Annotated in this window: 17 protein-coding genes and 1 pseudogene; 10 read left to right on the forward strand and 8 right to left on the reverse strand. The window is 67.5% G+C overall.

Annotated features, from left to right (window positions below; genetic code table 11):
* Positions 1–8: 8 nt before the first annotated feature.
* The 4 genes from GY812_01895 to GY812_01910 form a co-directional block, all read right to left on the reverse strand.
* Positions 9–314 carry a hypothetical protein gene (locus tag GY812_01895; protein MCP4434238.1) on the reverse strand — a complete coding sequence of 102 codons (306 nt, stop codon included), beginning with the start codon at positions 312–314 and terminating at the stop codon, positions 9–11.
* A 39-nt stretch (positions 315–353) separates the two neighbouring features.
* Positions 354–1,325, reverse strand: a complete 972-nt coding sequence (locus GY812_01900) for a VWA domain-containing protein (GenBank protein ID MCP4434239.1) — start codon at positions 1,323–1,325, stop codon at positions 354–356.
* A complete protein-coding gene (locus GY812_01905; protein MCP4434240.1) occupies positions 1,322–2,167 on the reverse strand; it encodes a DUF58 domain-containing protein in 846 nt (281 codons plus the stop codon). Before GY812_01905 ends, GY812_01900 begins: the two co-directional genes overlap by 4 nt.
* A gap of 98 nt (positions 2,168–2,265) precedes the next feature.
* On the reverse strand, positions 2,266–3,621 hold the full coding sequence (locus tag GY812_01910; GenBank protein ID MCP4434241.1) for a MoxR family ATPase: 1,356 nt from the start codon (positions 3,619–3,621) through the stop codon (positions 2,266–2,268).
* Between GY812_01910 and ftsY the strand changes: the two genes are divergently transcribed.
* From ftsY to GY812_01925, 3 genes are all read left to right on the forward strand, one after another.
* A complete protein-coding gene (ftsY, locus tag GY812_01915; GenBank protein ID MCP4434242.1) occupies positions 3,605–4,783 on the forward strand; it encodes a signal recognition particle-docking protein FtsY in 1,179 nt (392 codons plus the stop codon). The two genes, GY812_01910 and ftsY, sit on opposite strands and share 17 nt — an antisense overlap.
* A 9-nt stretch (positions 4,784–4,792) precedes the next feature.
* The gene (locus GY812_01920) at positions 4,793–5,686 is read left to right on the forward strand and encodes an SDR family NAD(P)-dependent oxidoreductase (GenBank protein MCP4434243.1); all 894 of its coding nucleotides are present in this window, start codon (positions 4,793–4,795) and stop codon (positions 5,684–5,686) included.
* Positions 5,687–6,077: 391 nt separating this feature from the next.
* Positions 6,078–6,578 (forward strand): MOSC domain-containing protein, encoded by a 501-nt coding sequence (locus tag GY812_01925; protein MCP4434244.1) that lies wholly within the window; start codon positions 6,078–6,080, stop codon positions 6,576–6,578.
* A gap of 41 nt (positions 6,579–6,619) precedes the next feature.
* On the opposite strand, the gene GY812_01930 is transcribed toward GY812_01925, so the two are convergent.
* Positions 6,620–7,264, reverse strand: a complete 645-nt coding sequence (locus GY812_01930) for a DsbA family oxidoreductase (GenBank protein ID MCP4434245.1) — start codon at positions 7,262–7,264, stop codon at positions 6,620–6,622.
* A 114-nt stretch (positions 7,265–7,378) separates the two neighbouring features.
* Between GY812_01930 and ffh the strand changes: the two genes are divergently transcribed.
* The 7 genes and pseudogenes from ffh (at position 7,379) to GY812_01965 (ending at position 11,705) form a co-directional block, all read left to right on the forward strand.
* On the forward strand, positions 7,379–8,866 hold the full coding sequence (ffh, locus tag GY812_01935) for a signal recognition particle protein (GenBank protein MCP4434246.1): 1,488 nt from the start codon (positions 7,379–7,381) through the stop codon (positions 8,864–8,866).
* A 119-nt stretch (positions 8,867–8,985) separates the two neighbouring features.
* Complete coding sequence (gene rpsP / locus GY812_01940; GenBank protein ID MCP4434247.1) at positions 8,986–9,258, forward strand: 30S ribosomal protein S16; 273 nt, start codon at positions 8,986–8,988, stop codon at positions 9,256–9,258.
* Positions 9,259–9,311: 53 nt separating this feature from the next.
* Positions 9,312–9,533 carry a KH domain-containing protein gene (locus tag GY812_01945; protein ID MCP4434248.1) on the forward strand — a complete coding sequence of 74 codons (222 nt, stop codon included), beginning with the start codon at positions 9,312–9,314 and terminating at the stop codon, positions 9,531–9,533.
* Positions 9,534–9,569: 36 nt separating this feature from the next.
* A pseudogene (rimM, locus tag GY812_01950) lies at positions 9,570–9,989 on the forward strand (16S rRNA processing protein RimM).
* A gap of 82 nt (positions 9,990–10,071) precedes the next feature.
* On the forward strand, positions 10,072–10,815 hold the full coding sequence (gene trmD, locus GY812_01955) for a tRNA (guanosine(37)-N1)-methyltransferase TrmD (protein MCP4434249.1): 744 nt from the start codon (positions 10,072–10,074) through the stop codon (positions 10,813–10,815).
* 61 nt (positions 10,816–10,876) lie between these two features.
* Positions 10,877–11,221: a 50S ribosomal protein L19 gene (rplS, locus tag GY812_01960; GenBank protein MCP4434250.1), complete on the forward strand. Its 345-nt coding sequence runs from the start codon at positions 10,877–10,879 to the stop codon at positions 11,219–11,221.
* 97 nt (positions 11,222–11,318) lie between these two features.
* Positions 11,319–11,705, forward strand: a complete 387-nt coding sequence (locus GY812_01965) for a YraN family protein (protein MCP4434251.1) — start codon at positions 11,319–11,321, stop codon at positions 11,703–11,705.
* A gap of 18 nt (positions 11,706–11,723) precedes the next feature.
* Here the strand turns inward: GY812_01965 and GY812_01970 are convergent, their stop codons facing one another.
* The 3 genes from GY812_01970 to GY812_01980 form a co-directional block, all read right to left on the reverse strand.
* Positions 11,724–11,942 carry a hypothetical protein gene (locus GY812_01970; protein MCP4434252.1) on the reverse strand — a complete coding sequence of 73 codons (219 nt, stop codon included), beginning with the start codon at positions 11,940–11,942 and terminating at the stop codon, positions 11,724–11,726.
* 467 nt (positions 11,943–12,409) lie between these two features.
* Positions 12,410–13,291, reverse strand: coding sequence for a protein deglycase HchA (hchA, locus tag GY812_01975; GenBank protein ID MCP4434253.1), 882 nt, complete (start codon positions 13,289–13,291; stop codon positions 12,410–12,412).
* A 41-nt stretch (positions 13,292–13,332) separates the two neighbouring features.
* Positions 13,333–14,256 (reverse strand): NADP-dependent oxidoreductase, encoded by a 924-nt coding sequence (locus GY812_01980; GenBank protein MCP4434254.1) that lies wholly within the window; start codon positions 14,254–14,256, stop codon positions 13,333–13,335.
* Between the last annotated feature and the right edge of the window lie 111 nt (positions 14,257–14,367).

Here is a 14,367-nt window from a genome sequence, read left to right on the forward strand (position 1 = left end):
GCTCCCTCTCAGCTGCCAGGCGTATCGGGCGGGTCCCCCAGGCAGGCCACCGCCAGGTCGAGCAGTTCTGGTGGCACCGAGTCACCCTCGTTCCAGTCGCCGACTGCGTCGGCGGCTTCGGGGTCGTCGTCGAGGCCGTCGTACATGCACGAGGCGATCGCCTCGTTGATCAGGCCTTCGCCCTGCGATTCCAGGTTGTCGACGAAGTCCTGGCGGCTCATCTGGCTCCCACCGCCGCATGCGGCCAGCAGTGCGGATGCCGCCACCGTGGCAATCGCCAGGATCTTGTTCGGGGAGCAGGGGAGCGAGGTCATCTGGAATCGGTTACCCGGTGCCGGAAGGCGTGTGTCTTGTCAGGGGAGTCTCTGGAGCCACCAGAGTGACAGAACCGCACCCACCGTGAGGATCGCGAGCGAGAATCCGGCGAACCGGTACGCGATGTCGGTCGGCTCCTCATCGAAGCCGATGCTTGAGCTGAAGTCGGAGTAGACCTGCTCGAGGTCGCCGGCGCTGCCGGCGGTACGTGCGACGCCCCCGGTCTGCTCGGCGAGCATCTGGAGCTCCTCGGTGTTGACCGGCACGTTTGCAGTCTGTCCGATCCCGTCGCCGTCCTCGTCGACGGTGATCACGCCGTCGGGGGTGCCGTAGGCGATGGTGTTGATCGCCACGCCCGACTCCTGTGCGAGGGGGATGGCGTCGGCGGTCGGAAGCCCCACGGTCGTCTCGCCGTCGGAGATCATCACGACCGTTGCATCCGGGGTGCCCTCTTCGGTCCGCTGGGCCTGGTCGTCGATGACGTCCACCGAAAGGCGCACCGCATCACCGATCGCCGTTGCCTCCTCGAGCTCGAGGCCGTCGATAGCCGTCGTGACCATCACGCGGTCCTGGGTCGGCGGCACCAGCAGCTGCGCCGTGCCGGCGAAGCCGATGAGGGCAACGTTGAGCTCGCTGGGCAGGCCCTCGACGAATTCCTTGGCGGCCTCCTGGGCTGCTTCGAGGCGACTTGGTGCGACGTCGGTAGCCATCATCGACAGCGAAGTGTCTATCGCCACCACGATCGTGGATCGCTCCCTGGGCACCTTCGCGACCGCAACCGGCTGGGCGAACGACACCACGAGCCCTGCGATCCCCGCAAGGAAAACCCCGGCCACGACGTGGCGCCGCCAACCGGGCCGTGCCGGCGCAACCTTGTCGAGCAGTTCCATCGAGGAGATACGCACCGCGTAGCGGGACTTGCGGAACTGCAGGAACACGTACACGGCCGCCAGGGCCACGACTCCGAGGAGTAGCCACAGCCGGCCCGGGGCGAGGAAGTTGTCGCTCATCGCGGAGCCCTCTGTGCCATCACCTCGGCGCGGTGGCGCCGGCGCGACACATGGCGGGCCAGATCCATCACCCAGTCGGAGTCCGTGCGCAGCAACAGGTGGTCAGACCCACTCGAGCGGATGGCCTGCCGGAGCTCGCCGCGCTGCTGGGCGGCGGCCGCTGCGTAGTCGTTGCGCACACGCTCGCTGTCGGTGTTGACCTCGCGTACCTCGCCGGTCGCGGGATCGATGAACTCGATCAGCCCCACCTTCGGCAGTTCCAGGTCTCGGGGGTCGAGTACTTCGATGCAGAGCACCGAGTGGCGCAGCGACACCGTGCCGAGCGCCGTGGACCAGCGCTGCGGGTCGGTAGCGAAGTCCGAGATCACCACCACCAGGCCGCGGCGTGGGGACATCGCCCCCACACGTCGAAGCCCGACCTCGAGGTCCGCCGGGCCGGTGCCGTCGGAGCGGGGTGTCTGCATCGTTCGCTCGAGCAGGCCGAGGAGGTGCTTCCGTCCGCCACGCGGGGGGACCGTCTCGGTGGACCCTCCGCGCAGCAGCACGCCACCTACGCGGTTGCCGCCGCCCGTCACCAGCAGGCCCATGCCCGCGGCTGCTGCCAGGGCCAGGTCCCGCTTCTCGCATGAAGCCGTGCCGAAGTCCATCCGCGACGACCGGTCGACCAGCATCCACGCCTCGAGCTCGCGATCCGCGATCGTCTCACGCACATGCGGGTGCTGTGTGCGGGCGGTGACGTTCCAGTCGATACGCCGCACATCGTCGCCCGGGGCGTATTCGCGGGTTTCGCCCGGCTCGCTGCCGCGGCCCGGGACCAGACCCATGAAGTCGCCGTGCAGCATGCCGTCGAGGCGCCGCGACACATCGAGTGTGAGGCGCCGGATGATCTCCTCTGCTGGACGCTCCCCGACGAGGCCGAGGGTGCCGGTGAGGCCGCTCACTACGGTCGCACCACCCAGGGCTGGGAATCGGTTCCCGAGCCGTGCCAGGCATCTCCGCTTCCCGCCGGGGCCGCGGGATCAGTGCCCGGGGACGTGTTGAGCGCCGGCGCGGGCACGGTGCCGAGGACCCGCGCCAGCACGTTCTCCACATCGATGTCTACCGCGAGTGCCTCATAGGAGAGCAACAGGCGGTGGCGGAGGATCTCCGGGGCCACGTCGAACACGTCCTGGGGTGTGAGGTATGTGCGACCCCGCATCATGGCGAGAGCCCGGCCCGCTCGGATGAGGCCGATGGATGCACGCGGGCTGGCGCCCAGTTCGATATAGGTGCGCAGCTCCGGCAGCCCGAAGTTCTCCGGCGTGCGGGTGCACAGAACGAGGTTGACGGCGTACTCCATCACGCTGCGCTCGACGAACACTGCGTCAGCCGCGCGCTGCAGCTCGCGGACCTCGGCGATCGACACGACCTCGCCGGCCTCGGGCGGGTTGGTGCCCATGCGCTGCACGATCTCGATCTCCTCACCCGGAGCCGGGTAGTCGATCACCACCTTCATCAAGAAGCGGTCGCGCTGGGCTTCAGGCAGTGGGTAGACGCCCTCGGACTCGATCGGGTTCTGCGTGGCGAGCACGAGGAAGGGGTCGGGGACCATGTGGCGCTGCCCGCCGATCGTGACCTGCTTCTCGGCCATGACCTCGAGCAGGGCCGATTGCACCTTCGCTGGTGCGCGGTTGATCTCATCGGCGAGCAGGAAGTTGGCGAACACGGGCCCGAGCTCGACGTCGAACTGCTCACTGCTTGCGCGGTAGATGCGCGTGCCGACAACATCCGCGGGCAGCAGGTCGGGGGTGAACTGGATGCGGGAGAACGACCCGCCGACCGCGTCGGCGAGCGTCTCGACCACCAGCGTCTTGGCGAGCCCGGGGACGCTCTCGAGCAGCACGTGCCCGGAGGACACAAGCGCCACCAGGATGCGCTCGAGTGCTCGGTCCTGGCCGACGATCACCTTGCGCATCTCGAACAGCAGCGCCTCGATGCGGGCCGCTGCAGCTGCTGCATCGGGTGCGGAGGCCTCTGGAATGCCTTCGGGCGCTGCGCCGCTGTCTGGGGGTGTGGAGCCGGGTTGCACGCTGCAGTGCCTCCGTGGGTTGGCGGTCTGGACGGCCCTGGGGGCCTGGGGTGAGGGGGACGTTTCGTCCCCCACTTGACGGTAGGGGCCAACGGGGCGTCGCCGCGCCCCGGTGTGGGTGGTGACTGATGCGGTACTCAGTGTGCCCGGGACGGCGGCCGCCGCGGCGCCATGGGAGCACAGTCGTTGGGCGGGCCTAGGATTCGCCGCAATGGAACTCGTGATCATCGTCCTCATCGTGCTCGTGATCGTGGGCGGCCTTGCATTCGTCGAGGTCAGCCGCCGCCGCTCGCTGCCGCCGGAGGTGCCGTCAGGCCGCCCGAAGCTCGGCGGTGACACCGACATGCTCGAGGCACCGCCCGACGAACAGGCCACGGACGTCGTCGAGGCGGAGCCTGAGCTCGCAGAGCCGGAGGTCGCTGAGCCCGAGGTCGCCGAGGCGGAACTCGAGGAGCTCGTTCGCCCCTCGTTCCGCGATCGTCTCGGCCGGGCGCGCTCCGCGTTCACCGGCTACGTGGGATCGGTGCTTTCGCGCACCGAGATCAACGACGCGGCCTACGAGGAACTGGAGGAGGCACTGATCCTCGCGGATGTGGGTATCGGGCCGACCCAGGAGCTGCTCGACGAGGTCCGCGAGACCGTCCGCGAGCAGAAGCTCACCACCACCGCTGAGCTGGTCGACACGCTCAAGGCCACGATGAAGACCACACTCGCGGGGCCTGTGGACCTCGCCCGGTCCGACTCGGCCCCGACGATCTGGCTCTTCGTGGGAGTCAACGGGGTCGGCAAGACGACCACGATCGGCAAGGTCGGTCGCCGCCTCACCGACGGCGGCGACACCGTGGTGATGGCGGCGGGCGACACGTTCCGTGCAGCCGCCGCCGAACAGCTCCAGACGTGGGCCACGCGCTGCGGCGCTGAGTTGGTGCGCGGCGCCGAGGGCGGTGACCCGTCGTCTGTGATCTTCGACGCCGTCGAGTCCGCTGCCTCCAGGGACGCCGACGTGGTGTTGGCCGACACCGCCGGGCGACTGCACACCAAGACGAACCTCATGGATGAGCTCTCCAAGGTGCGCCGGGTCGCCGACAAGGGTGCCGGCAATGTGACCGAGGTGCTCCTGGTGCTCGACGCCACAACCGGTCAGAACGGGCTCAACCAGGCGAGGCAGTTCGCCGAGGCCACCGACGTGACCGGTGTGGTGCTCACGAAGCTGGACGGCTCGGCCAAGGGCGGGATCGTGTTCGCCATCCGCTCCGAGCTCGGCCTGCCGGTGAAGCTGGTGGGCCTTGGCGAGACGGCGGGCGACCTGGTCGACTTCGACGCGGACGAGTTCGTCGACGCGTTGATCACATCCGACGACGAGCCGGCAGAAGCGCCGGAGGGGGACTGAACGGTGGGATTGTGCGACGACAGGGTGTGCCTGGTCACGGGTGCGGGTCGCGGCATCGGCCGCGAATACGCACTGATGCTGGCTGCCGAGGGGGCGAAGGTGCTCGTCAACGACCTCGGGGGGAGCCGTGATGGCTCGGGCACCGATTCCGGACCCGCGGCCGAGGTGGTGGCGGAGATCCTCGAGGCGGGCGGCGAAGCGGTGGCCAACACCGACAACGTGGCCGACTTCGAGGGAGCGAAGAGGATGGTGCAGCAGGCCGTCGACTCCTTCGGCCGCCTCGACGTGGTCATCAACAACGCGGGCATCCTGCGCGACCGGATGCTGGCCAACATGACCGAAGAGGAGTTCGACTCGGTCATCAACGTGCACCTGAAGGGCACCTTCGCTCCGGCACACCACGCCGCGGCCTACTGGCGCGATCGGTCCAAGGCGGGCGAGGAGCTCAATGCACGGCTGATCAACACATCGTCGGTCTCGGGCATCTACGGCAACGCGGGTCAGACCAACTACGGGGCGGCGAAGGCGGGGATCGCTGCGTTCAGCTTCATTGCCAGCCTCGAACTGGAGCGCTACGGGGTGACGGTGAACGCGGTTGCACCCGCAGCGCTGACCCGCATGACAGAAGACCTCGGCATGGGTCAGATCCCCGACGAGCAGCGTGACGCGGTCAGCCCCCGTTGGATCGCCCCTGTTGTCACCTGGCTCGCGTCGGTGCACTCCTCCGCGGTCAACGGGCGGGTCATCGAGGCCTCGGGTCAGGTGCTCGGCATCGCCGAGGGCTGGCACCGAGGGCCCAGCGCCCGGCCGGTCGACGACCCGGTCGCAGCGGGGGAGATCATCCAGGCGTTACTCGTCGACGCCCGGCCGCCCGCGGACATGAACGGCCAGGACCGGAGCTGAGGTGGCGCAGTCGGCAGCCGACCTGGCCCGCCTCAAGCTCCCCATCGACGTCGCGCAGTACGACTTCCAGGACGCAGCCGGCACCGTGCGCGGTCTGCCGCATCGCTGGCGGTGGATCACCGAAGGCCTCGATGAGCTGCCCGGCGGCTCGCTGGTGGCGCTCGATGCGATCGCCGACGTGCTGCGGTCCGCTGGTGGCGAAGGTGACCACCTTGCCCCGCTGAGCGATGGAGTGCAGGCCCAGCTCGGCCTGCTCGCGCTCGAGCATGGCGACCGTGCCCGGCTGGTCGACGTGCTCGGCGAACACCACCCGCTCACGATCGCCACCGAGGAATGCGACCGCCTCCTCTCGGTCGTTGGCCGGGCGGTCGCCGCTGAGGGCGCCCCGGGAGTGGAGCACGGAGCGGTCGGACGACTCGAACAGATCCATACATCGGGCGGTGGGGCGCCGAAGGCAACGGTCAGCTCGGCCGAGGTGGGAGTGCGGGGGCTGGCCGGTGACACGCAGACAGAGCGTGCACACCACGGGCGCCCGTTCCAGGCGGTCAGCCTCTACTCGCACGAGGTGATCGAGTCGCTGCAGCGAGAGGGCCACCCGATCGAGCCCGGCTCGACAGGGGAGAACCTGACCATCTCGGGCCTCGAGTGGGCAACGCTGCGCCCGGGGTTGCGGCTGGCGTTCGGAGATGTCGGCGACGATGCGAACACCGCTCCCGTGGTGCTCGAGATCACGTCGTGGGCACCGCCGTGCAAGAACATCGCGCCCTCGTTCGCAGACAGGCGATTCGACCGTATCGACCACGACAAGCACCCCGGCTGGTCCCGTGCCTACGCCGGGGTCGTCCAAACCGGCTCCCTCTCCCCGGGTGCCCCGGTCACACTCCTGCCCTAGTCCGGCCCGTTCCATTCAGCGTCGAACACAGGTGGACGGAATCATCCAGCGACCTTGGAGTGCAGGCGGCGGATGATCAACTCCATCGTGTCCACGTCCTGCGCACCGGGGATGATCGTGGCGCCGTTGTAGGCGACTGCCGGAACGCCGGTGATGCCGGCCTCGATGGCCTCGACGCGGTCGTTCATCACTTCGTCCGCGAACCGCCGTGATGCCAGCAGTTCCGAGGCGCCTTCACGGGCCAGCCCTGCCGCCTCCGCCAGGTCGACGAGTGTGGCGTGGTCGGCCACATTGGCGCCGTGGGCGAAGTAGGCCTCGAAGAGGGCATCCGCGAGGGCGTCGGTCCGGGGTCTGTGCGTGGCCTGCGCCCACTGGATGAGTCGGTGCGCATCGAAGGTGCCAACGCGTAGCGCCTTGTCGAAGCGGTAGTCGATGCCACACTCGGCGCCGAGGTGATCGAGGCGGCGGCCCATGGCCTCGAACGCACCTGGGCCGTACTTGCGCTCGATTGCCTTCTCGAGGTCACCGGGCTCGGCGGTCGCGTTGGGGTCGAGCTGAAACGCGCGCCACCGCAGCTCGATGGCGCCGGCATCGTCGCCGAGTCGGCCGATGGCCTCGTCGAGGCGCCGGTGGCCGAGGTAACACCACGGGCAGATCACATCCGAGAACACGTCCAGTACCAGCACGACCCCCACGCTACGCACCCCGGAGCCGCCCCGCCGCCGTCGCGCGGTGGGAATCCGCGAGCGTCGGGGGCCGGCTACCGGGGGACTGGGCCTGGCCGGTAACTTGGTCAGACCATGTTCGAGTCACTCAGCGACCGTTTCGACGGAATCTTCACCCGCCTGCGCGGCAAGGGCCACCTCACCGAAGCCGACGTCGACGAAGTCCTGCGCGAGATCCGTCTCGCCCTGCTCGAGGCCGACGTCAACCTCGCTGTGGTCAAGTCGATGCAGGGCCGCATCCGCGAGCGCGCGGTCGGCGAGGGTCTGTCCCAGGCGCTCAACCCCGCCCTGCAGGTCAAGAAGATCGTGCTCGAGGAGCTCACCGAGACCCTCGGCGGCGAGACGCTTCGGATCACCTACGCATCGAAGCCGCCCACGGTCGTGCTCATGGCCGGCCTGCAGGGCTCGGGCAAGACCACCAACTCGGCCAAGCTCGCGAAGTGGTTCCGCGCCCAGGGCCGCAACCCGATCCTCGTCGGCACCGACCTCCAGCGACCGGCCGCGGTGCAGCAGCTACGCACCCTCGCCGAGCAGATCGACGTGCCCGTGTACTCCGCAGAGGACGAAGTTGTCGCCTCCGGCCAGGGTGACCCGGTTGCAGTGGCGCGGGGCGCCAAGCAAGAGGCGCGCCGCCTCGGGCGCGACGTGCTGATCTGTGACACCGCCGGCCGGCTCGCCATTGACTCCGAGATGATGGAGCAGGTTCGCCAGATCTCCACCGAGCTGGAGCCGGACTACACGTTCCTCGTGGTCGACGCCATGACGGGCCAGGACGCGGTGGGGGTCGCCGAGTCGTTCAACGAGACGCTTGCCCTCGATGGCGTGGTCCTCACCAAGCTGGACGGCGATGCCCGCGGCGGCGCCGCCCTCTCGGTCAAGGAGGTGGTGGGCCGCCCGATCGCGTTCGCCTCCACGGGCGAGAAGATCGATGATTTTGACCTGTTCCACCCGGACCGCCTGGCGGGGCGAATCCTGGGTGAGGGCGACCTGGCCACGCTCATCGAGAAGGCCGAGACCGCATTTGAGGCCGAGGAGGCCGAGGAGGCGGCGGCGCGGATGCTCGAGGGCACCTTCACCCTCGACGACTTCCTCGACCAGATGCAGTCGCTCAAGAAGATGGGACCGCTGCAGGGCCTGATGGGCATGATGCCCGGGGTGCCAAAGGAGGTCCGGGATGTCGAGATCGAGGACTCCCATGTCGCGCGCATCGAGGGGATCATCCATTCGATGACCAAGGCCGAGCGCGTCGAGCCCGACATCATCGATGGCAGCAGGCGCGCCCGTATCGCCAAGGGCTCGGGCTCGTCGCAGTCCGACGTCTCCCAGCTCGTCGCCCAGTTCCGCCAGATGCGCCAGATGATGCAGCAGATGGGCAAGACCCCGAAGCGCAAGAAGCCCAAGAAGGGCAAGAAGGGGCGAAAGGGCGGGCGCGTGACTCCCAAGGGCGGCAAGAAGGTCAACAAGTCGTCGTTCCAGCTGCCCAGCCGCGAGGAGATGGAGGCCCAGCTCCCCGACGCCCTGAAGGGTGGACCCGGGCTCGGTCCGGGCGGCCTCGGCCAGTAGCCGGGAATTGCCGCGCCTGCCGCGCGCATACCATCATGGGTGGTCGCCCTCCGAGCGACCATGACCTCTGGTCCGCCAAGTGGCGGTTCCCCAAGCCGAAGAAGCCGAAAGAGCACACAGTGGCAGTCCGTCTCCGCCTCACACGAGTGGGCAAGAAGAAGCAGCCGACCTACCGCATCGTGGCGGCCGACTCGCGTTCGCCGCGCGACGGTCGTTACCTCGAGATCGTCGGCACCTACGATCCGCGCCGGGAGCCCTCGGCGATCACGGTCGACAACGAGAAGGCAGTTGCCTGGCTCCAGAAGGGCGCCCTGCCGAGCGAGCGGGTGGCGAAGCTGCTCAAGATCTCCGGCGCCTGGGAAGAGTTCGAGGCCTCGAAGGCCTCCAAGTGAGCGAAGACGCAGTGAGCGAAGATGCCAACGGTGGTGCCGAGCACGCCGTCGCCGTGCTCGAGCACATCACGCGGTCCCTGGTCGAGAACCCCGACGGAGTGAGCGTCGACATCGACGACGCCGGATCGCGGCTGCAACTCAACGTCACCGTCGCCGACGGCGACATGGGTCGCGTGATCGGCAAGCGCGGCCGCATGGCCCACGCGATCCGCACAGTCACCCGAGCCGCCGCTGTCCGCGACGGTGTCGAGGTCGACATCGAATTCGTCGACTGACCACCCGGTCACGCACAAACACCCACGGAGGCGCCGATGGCGTCGGATCCGAAGCCCCCACGAGAGGGTCTGCTGCAGATCGGTCGTGTTGCGCGGGCCCACGGGCTGCGCGGTGAGGTGATCGTCGAGATCACCTCCGACCGTCCCGAACGCACCGAGCCGGGTGTGAGCTTCATCACCGATGTGTCCGAGCTGACCGTGGTCGAATCGCGTCGCCACCAGCAGAAGTGGCTGTTCCGTTTCGAGGGGTGCGAGCGGCGCGAGGACGCTGATGCCCTGCGCGGTGTGGCGCTGTGGGCCGAGCCGATCGACGACGACTCGGCCTTGTGGGTGCATGAACTGATCGGTTCGACGGTGGTGGACGCGCAGGGCGAGGAGCGCGGTGAGGTCGTCTCGATCGTCGCCAACCCAGCCGCTGACCTGCTCGAGCTGGCCGACGGAACCCTCATACCCGTGACCTTCGTGGTGCAGGGCCCGACCGACGGACTGGTGCGGGTCGACACGCCCGACGGCCTCTTCGATCTCTGCGGCCGCCAGCATGCGCGTCGACGTACTCACGATCTTCCCGGAAATGGTGAAGCAGTTCGTGTCCCACAGCCTGCTCGGCAAGGCGCGCGAGCGCGGCCTGCTGGATGTGCGTGCCCACGACCTGCGCGATGCCGCCACCGACGCACACCGCACGGTCGACGACTCACCTTTCGGCGGGGGTGCAGGCATGGTCATGAAGCCGGACCCGGTCTTCGACACCGTCGAGGCCGTGGACCCACCACGACCCTTGTTGTTGCTGGGTCCGGGCGGCCGGCGATTCGACCAGGCCATGGCCCGCGAGCTCGCCGGCCTGGACGGCTTCAGCCTGCTCTGTGGCCGCTATGAAGGAATCGACGAACGGGTCCACGAACACCTGGTGGACGGCGAGGTCTCGGTGGGGGACTACGTCCTCAATGGTGGGGAGGTGGCAGCGATGGTGATTCTGGAGGCCGTGGGCCGCCTGTTGCCAGAGGTGATGGGCAACGACGACTCCGCCGCAGACGAGTCCTTCTCCCACGGGCTGCTCGAGTATCCGCAGTACACGCGACCGGCTGACTTCCGCGGTTGGGAGGTGCCCGAAGTCCTTCGCAGCGGCGACCATGGCCGAGTTGAGCGCTGGCGGCGAGCCAAGGCGCTGGAACGCACGGTTTCGAGGCGCCCCGACCTGCTCGAGGACCGCGGTGGCCTGAGCAGCGAGGAGCGGGAGCTGATGGCGGAGTTCGGAATCGACGCGTCCGGCTTTCCTCCCGCGTAGGCCGCGTGGCTACCATTGTCTGTCCCGGCGCCGCACTGATGCGGGCCCTCTAGGAGCGAAGATGAAGTCCACAGATGTGATCGACCAGGCGAGCATGCGCGACGACGTGCCCGACTTCAGCCCAGGCGACACCCTGAAGGTCCACGTGAAGGTTGTCGAGGGCAACAAGGAGCGCACCCAGATGTTCCAGGGTGTCGTGATCGGTCGCCGCGGCAGCGGCCTGCACGAGAGCTTCACCGTTCGCAAGCTCTCCAACGGCGTCGGTGTGGAGCGCACGTTCCCCCTGCATTCGCCGATCATCGAGCGCATCGAGGTGCACAGCCGCGGCGATGTGAGGCGGGCGAAGCTCTACTACCTGCGCGACCGCGTCGGTAAGTCGGCTCGCATCCGCGAGAAGCGCGACTGACCTTCCTCCTGGCCCCGGACTCCGGGCGCCACTTGGCCTGATTGGCTTCCCCCGTCCATGGATGAGACGCGCCTGCGGGCGCATTGTCGGGAGAGGCATGCCACGTGGAGACGGCAATGCAGCGTCGCGTCGTCACGACCACCTCAGGTTGGGGCGCCACGGCGAGGACCTGGTCGCGCGGTGGTACGTGAGCAGGGGTGCGCAGGTGCTGGCGCGCAACTGGCGCTGCAAACAGGGCGAGATCGACCTGGTGCTGCTCGAGGGGCGCGAGGTCGTGTTCTGCGAGGTGAAGACCAGATCGTCGGGCCGCTACGGATCGCCGTTCGAGGCCGTCGACGCCAGGCGCCGCTCGAGACTGCGTGCTGCTGGCATGGAGTTCCTGCGTTCGGGGGAACCACGGCCAGCCGCTGGTCGCGTCGGGGTCCGGTTCGACATAGCGGCAGTGATCGGCTCGAAGGTGGAGGTGATCACTGCTGCGTTCTGACCGGCAGGCTCGCGTGGGTCAGTCGCGCGGGGCGCGTGTGGAGCGGCGGTCCCAGCAGCCGCGATGCCAGTGCCGACGCAGGTCGGGCGCGTCGAGCGGTACTGCCACGAAATGGCCCATGCCTGCGGGGATGTCACGGTTGCATCCGGGGCACACGTACTGCTTGGTGGCCTCGTAGGGCTGGATGCGTCGCACATCACACTCGGTGGTGGCGGTGTAGTCGAGGTTTCGCGGCATGGCGCTCAGCCCAGCACGGCCCAGATCAGCAGGCCGACGGCCACCGCCAGTGCGGCCACGACGAACACGACATCGGCAGGGGAGCGGCGCTGCTTGCGGTGCGGATTGAATCCCACCGGTCCATTATCGGCCATCGACCCCGGCTCGCCCATGTTGGAGCCCGGCGGGTGTTGCCTGTCAGCCGTGCGGCCAACACCACCTGCTGAGCTCCGAGCAGGTCTGGCCATCTCGCCGGATGACCGTCAATCTCGCACCGACCACTTTGCGCAAGGTCGGCGCAGGTTCCGCGCAGGCACAACCTGCTCGGCCACCAGTAGCGCCACCGCGATGGCGAGGTCGAGAAGTGTGGAGGGCCTCGCATTCATCGGCGAACTCGGGCTCGACGGGTCGCTTCGTCCGCTCGTCGACACTGACCGAACTCGGTTGCTCCACGTTGCTGAAGGCTGAAGGGCAGCGACTTCGTTGTGTCAGCTCAGGTGGTCGAGCAGGGCTCGGGCCGCCATTTGGCCGAAGTCGTTGGCTGCCTTCGGGCTTGCGCCGGATACGAGTTTCCGGTCGGTGTGGCAGGTGTCGTCAGCTTTGTTGTTGACGATCTCGACACCGATGTTCTTCAGCTTCTCGCCGAAGTGCCAGGGCATGTGCCCGGGCATGTAGCCGATTCGTGGGGTTTGCCTGTCGACCTTGTCAGGGAACGCCGCGATCTTGTACCCGCTGTAGACGAATGCTCCTCCGGTGGTCGTCGACACCGACGGGTCGGCTGAGTCTGGGAGGTTCGCTGCGAGCAGCGCTGCTGGTCCGTGGCAGATGGCCAGCATGCGCAGATCTCGGTCGTGACACCACCGGATGATCTTGCCGACATCTTCGTTCTCGGGTAGGCCCAGCATTGCTCCGTGGCCACCGGGCAGGAACACGGCGACGTAGGGAGAGGTGTCGTTGAGGTGCTCCGAGGCGAAGTCAGCGACCGACCCCGGGTTGTCGAACTTCTCCTTGAAGGACGCGTAGAACGCCTTCACGGCATCGTCCTTTTCTGGCATTGCCCACATCTCGATCTTCACCGGCGCTCCCGTCGGTGTGACGATGTCGATATCGAAGCCTGCGTCGGTGAGGTGCATCATTGGGACCAGCATCTCGACAGGGTGATTGCCGGTGGAGAACTTCTTTCCGTTCGCCATGGTCATGTTGCGCTCTTCGGTGCAGATCATGAGGATCTTCAGGTCGCCGGTGTAGCCATTTGCGTAGTCGACCTTCGCGTAGTCCGTGACGTCAGTGGTTGCCATCCGGAGCGCAAACTTCGACGGGGCGAAAGCTCCGTCATCTGTGGGCTGGGGTGAAAGGGGATTCTTGAACATTCTGGGTCCTCGTTCGGAAGGGTTGGAGTGGAGCGCGACGGTCAGCGAACGGCGACGGCGACTTTGCCGTTCGGGCCGCCGGTGCGGGCGTAGTCGTAGGCGGCGGCGACGTCGTCGAGGGGGAAGGTGCGGTCGAGCACGGGACGGATCTTGCCGTCGGTGATCAGTGCGGCCATCTCGGCGAGCTGTTCGCCGTTGGGTTGCATGAAGAACGAGTGAAATGTGATGTCGCGTTCGGCTGCGAGTCCGTCGGGTGCGTCGCCCTTGATGGAGACGATGGTGCCGCCCGGCTTCACGGCGTCGAATGACCGCTTCAGGGTGTCGTCGCCGAGCATGTCGAACACGAGGTCGTACTTCTCGGCGACGTCTTCGAACCGCTCGTTCGAGTAGTCGACGAACTGATCTGCGCCGAGGTTCACGACGAGCTCCTTGTTCTTCGCGCTGGCGGTCGTCTCGACCCACGCTCCTGCGTACTTCGCGATTTGGATTGCCAAGGTGCCGACGCCGCCGGAGCCGGCGTGGATCAACACGCGTTGACCGGACGTGAGCCCGCCCTTGTCGAACAGCGCTTGCCACGCGGTGAGGCCTGCGAGCGGGATGCCCGCCGCTTCCGCGTGGGAGATGTTGTTGGGTTTGATCGCGAGAGCGCTCGCCTTCAACGCCGCATACTCAGCCATCGTCCCAGCCTGCATGCTGTCGGCGCGGGCAAACACCTCGTCGCCGACGGAGAAGCCACGGGCGTCGGCCCCGACCTCGACGACTACGCCGGACACGTCGTAGCCGACGATCCAGGGAAGCTCGTAGGGCAGCATCTCTTGCACGTATCCAGCCATCACGATCCAGTCGATCGGGTTGATCGCAGCGGCATAAACTTCGACCATCACGCTGTCGTCGGGAAGATCGGGCCGATCGACCTCGGCGACCTCGGGGTCGTTGCCGTACTCGCTTAGAACTGCTGCCTTCATCATGTCTCCTCGTGAAATTCGTTGGCGGGGAGGAAACAGTATCGATACGATACTGGTATCTACAACGGTACTAAGGGAAGGAAGTGGTGAACCGTGACCGATGACACAACA

Source organism: Actinomycetes bacterium (assembly GCA_024222295.1).
Taxonomy (GTDB): domain Bacteria; phylum Actinomycetota; class Acidimicrobiia; order Acidimicrobiales; family Microtrichaceae; genus JAAEPF01.

Bases quoted from the DNA above. Each gene is read 5' to 3' on its own strand.
- GY812_01900 (MCP4434239.1), bottom strand. From the start codon at position 1,325: ATGAGCGACAACTTCCTCGCCCCGGGCCGGCTGTGGCTACTCCTCGGA.
- rplS (MCP4434250.1), top strand. From the start codon at position 10,877: ATGAAGTCCACAGATGTGATCGACCAGGCGAGCATGCGCGACGACGTG.
- ffh (MCP4434246.1), top strand. From the start codon at position 7,379: ATGTTCGAGTCACTCAGCGACCGTTTCGACGGAATCTTCACCCGCCTG.
- GY812_01910 (MCP4434241.1), bottom strand. From the start codon at position 3,621: ATGATCACGAGTTCCATTGCGGCGAATCCTAGGCCCGCCCAACGACTG.
- hchA (MCP4434253.1), bottom strand. From the start codon at position 13,291: ATGTTCAAGAATCCCCTTTCACCCCAGCCCACAGATGACGGAGCTTTC.
- trmD (MCP4434249.1), top strand. From the start codon at position 10,072: ATGCGCGTCGACGTACTCACGATCTTCCCGGAAATGGTGAAGCAGTTC.
- GY812_01895 (MCP4434238.1), bottom strand. From the start codon at position 314: ATGACCTCGCTCCCCTGCTCCCCGAACAAGATCCTGGCGATTGCCACG.
- GY812_01980 (MCP4434254.1), bottom strand. From the start codon at position 14,256: ATGAAGGCAGCAGTTCTAAGCGAGTACGGCAACGACCCCGAGGTCGCC.
- GY812_01905 (MCP4434240.1), bottom strand. From the start codon at position 2,167: ATGCTGCACGGCGACTTCATGGGTCTGGTCCCGGGCCGCGGCAGCGAG.
- GY812_01970 (MCP4434252.1), bottom strand. From the start codon at position 11,942: ATGCCGCGAAACCTCGACTACACCGCCACCACCGAGTGTGATGTGCGA.
- ftsY (MCP4434242.1), top strand. From the start codon at position 3,605: ATGGAACTCGTGATCATCGTCCTCATCGTGCTCGTGATCGTGGGCGGC.
- GY812_01965 (MCP4434251.1), top strand. From the start codon at position 11,319: ATGCCACGTGGAGACGGCAATGCAGCGTCGCGTCGTCACGACCACCTC.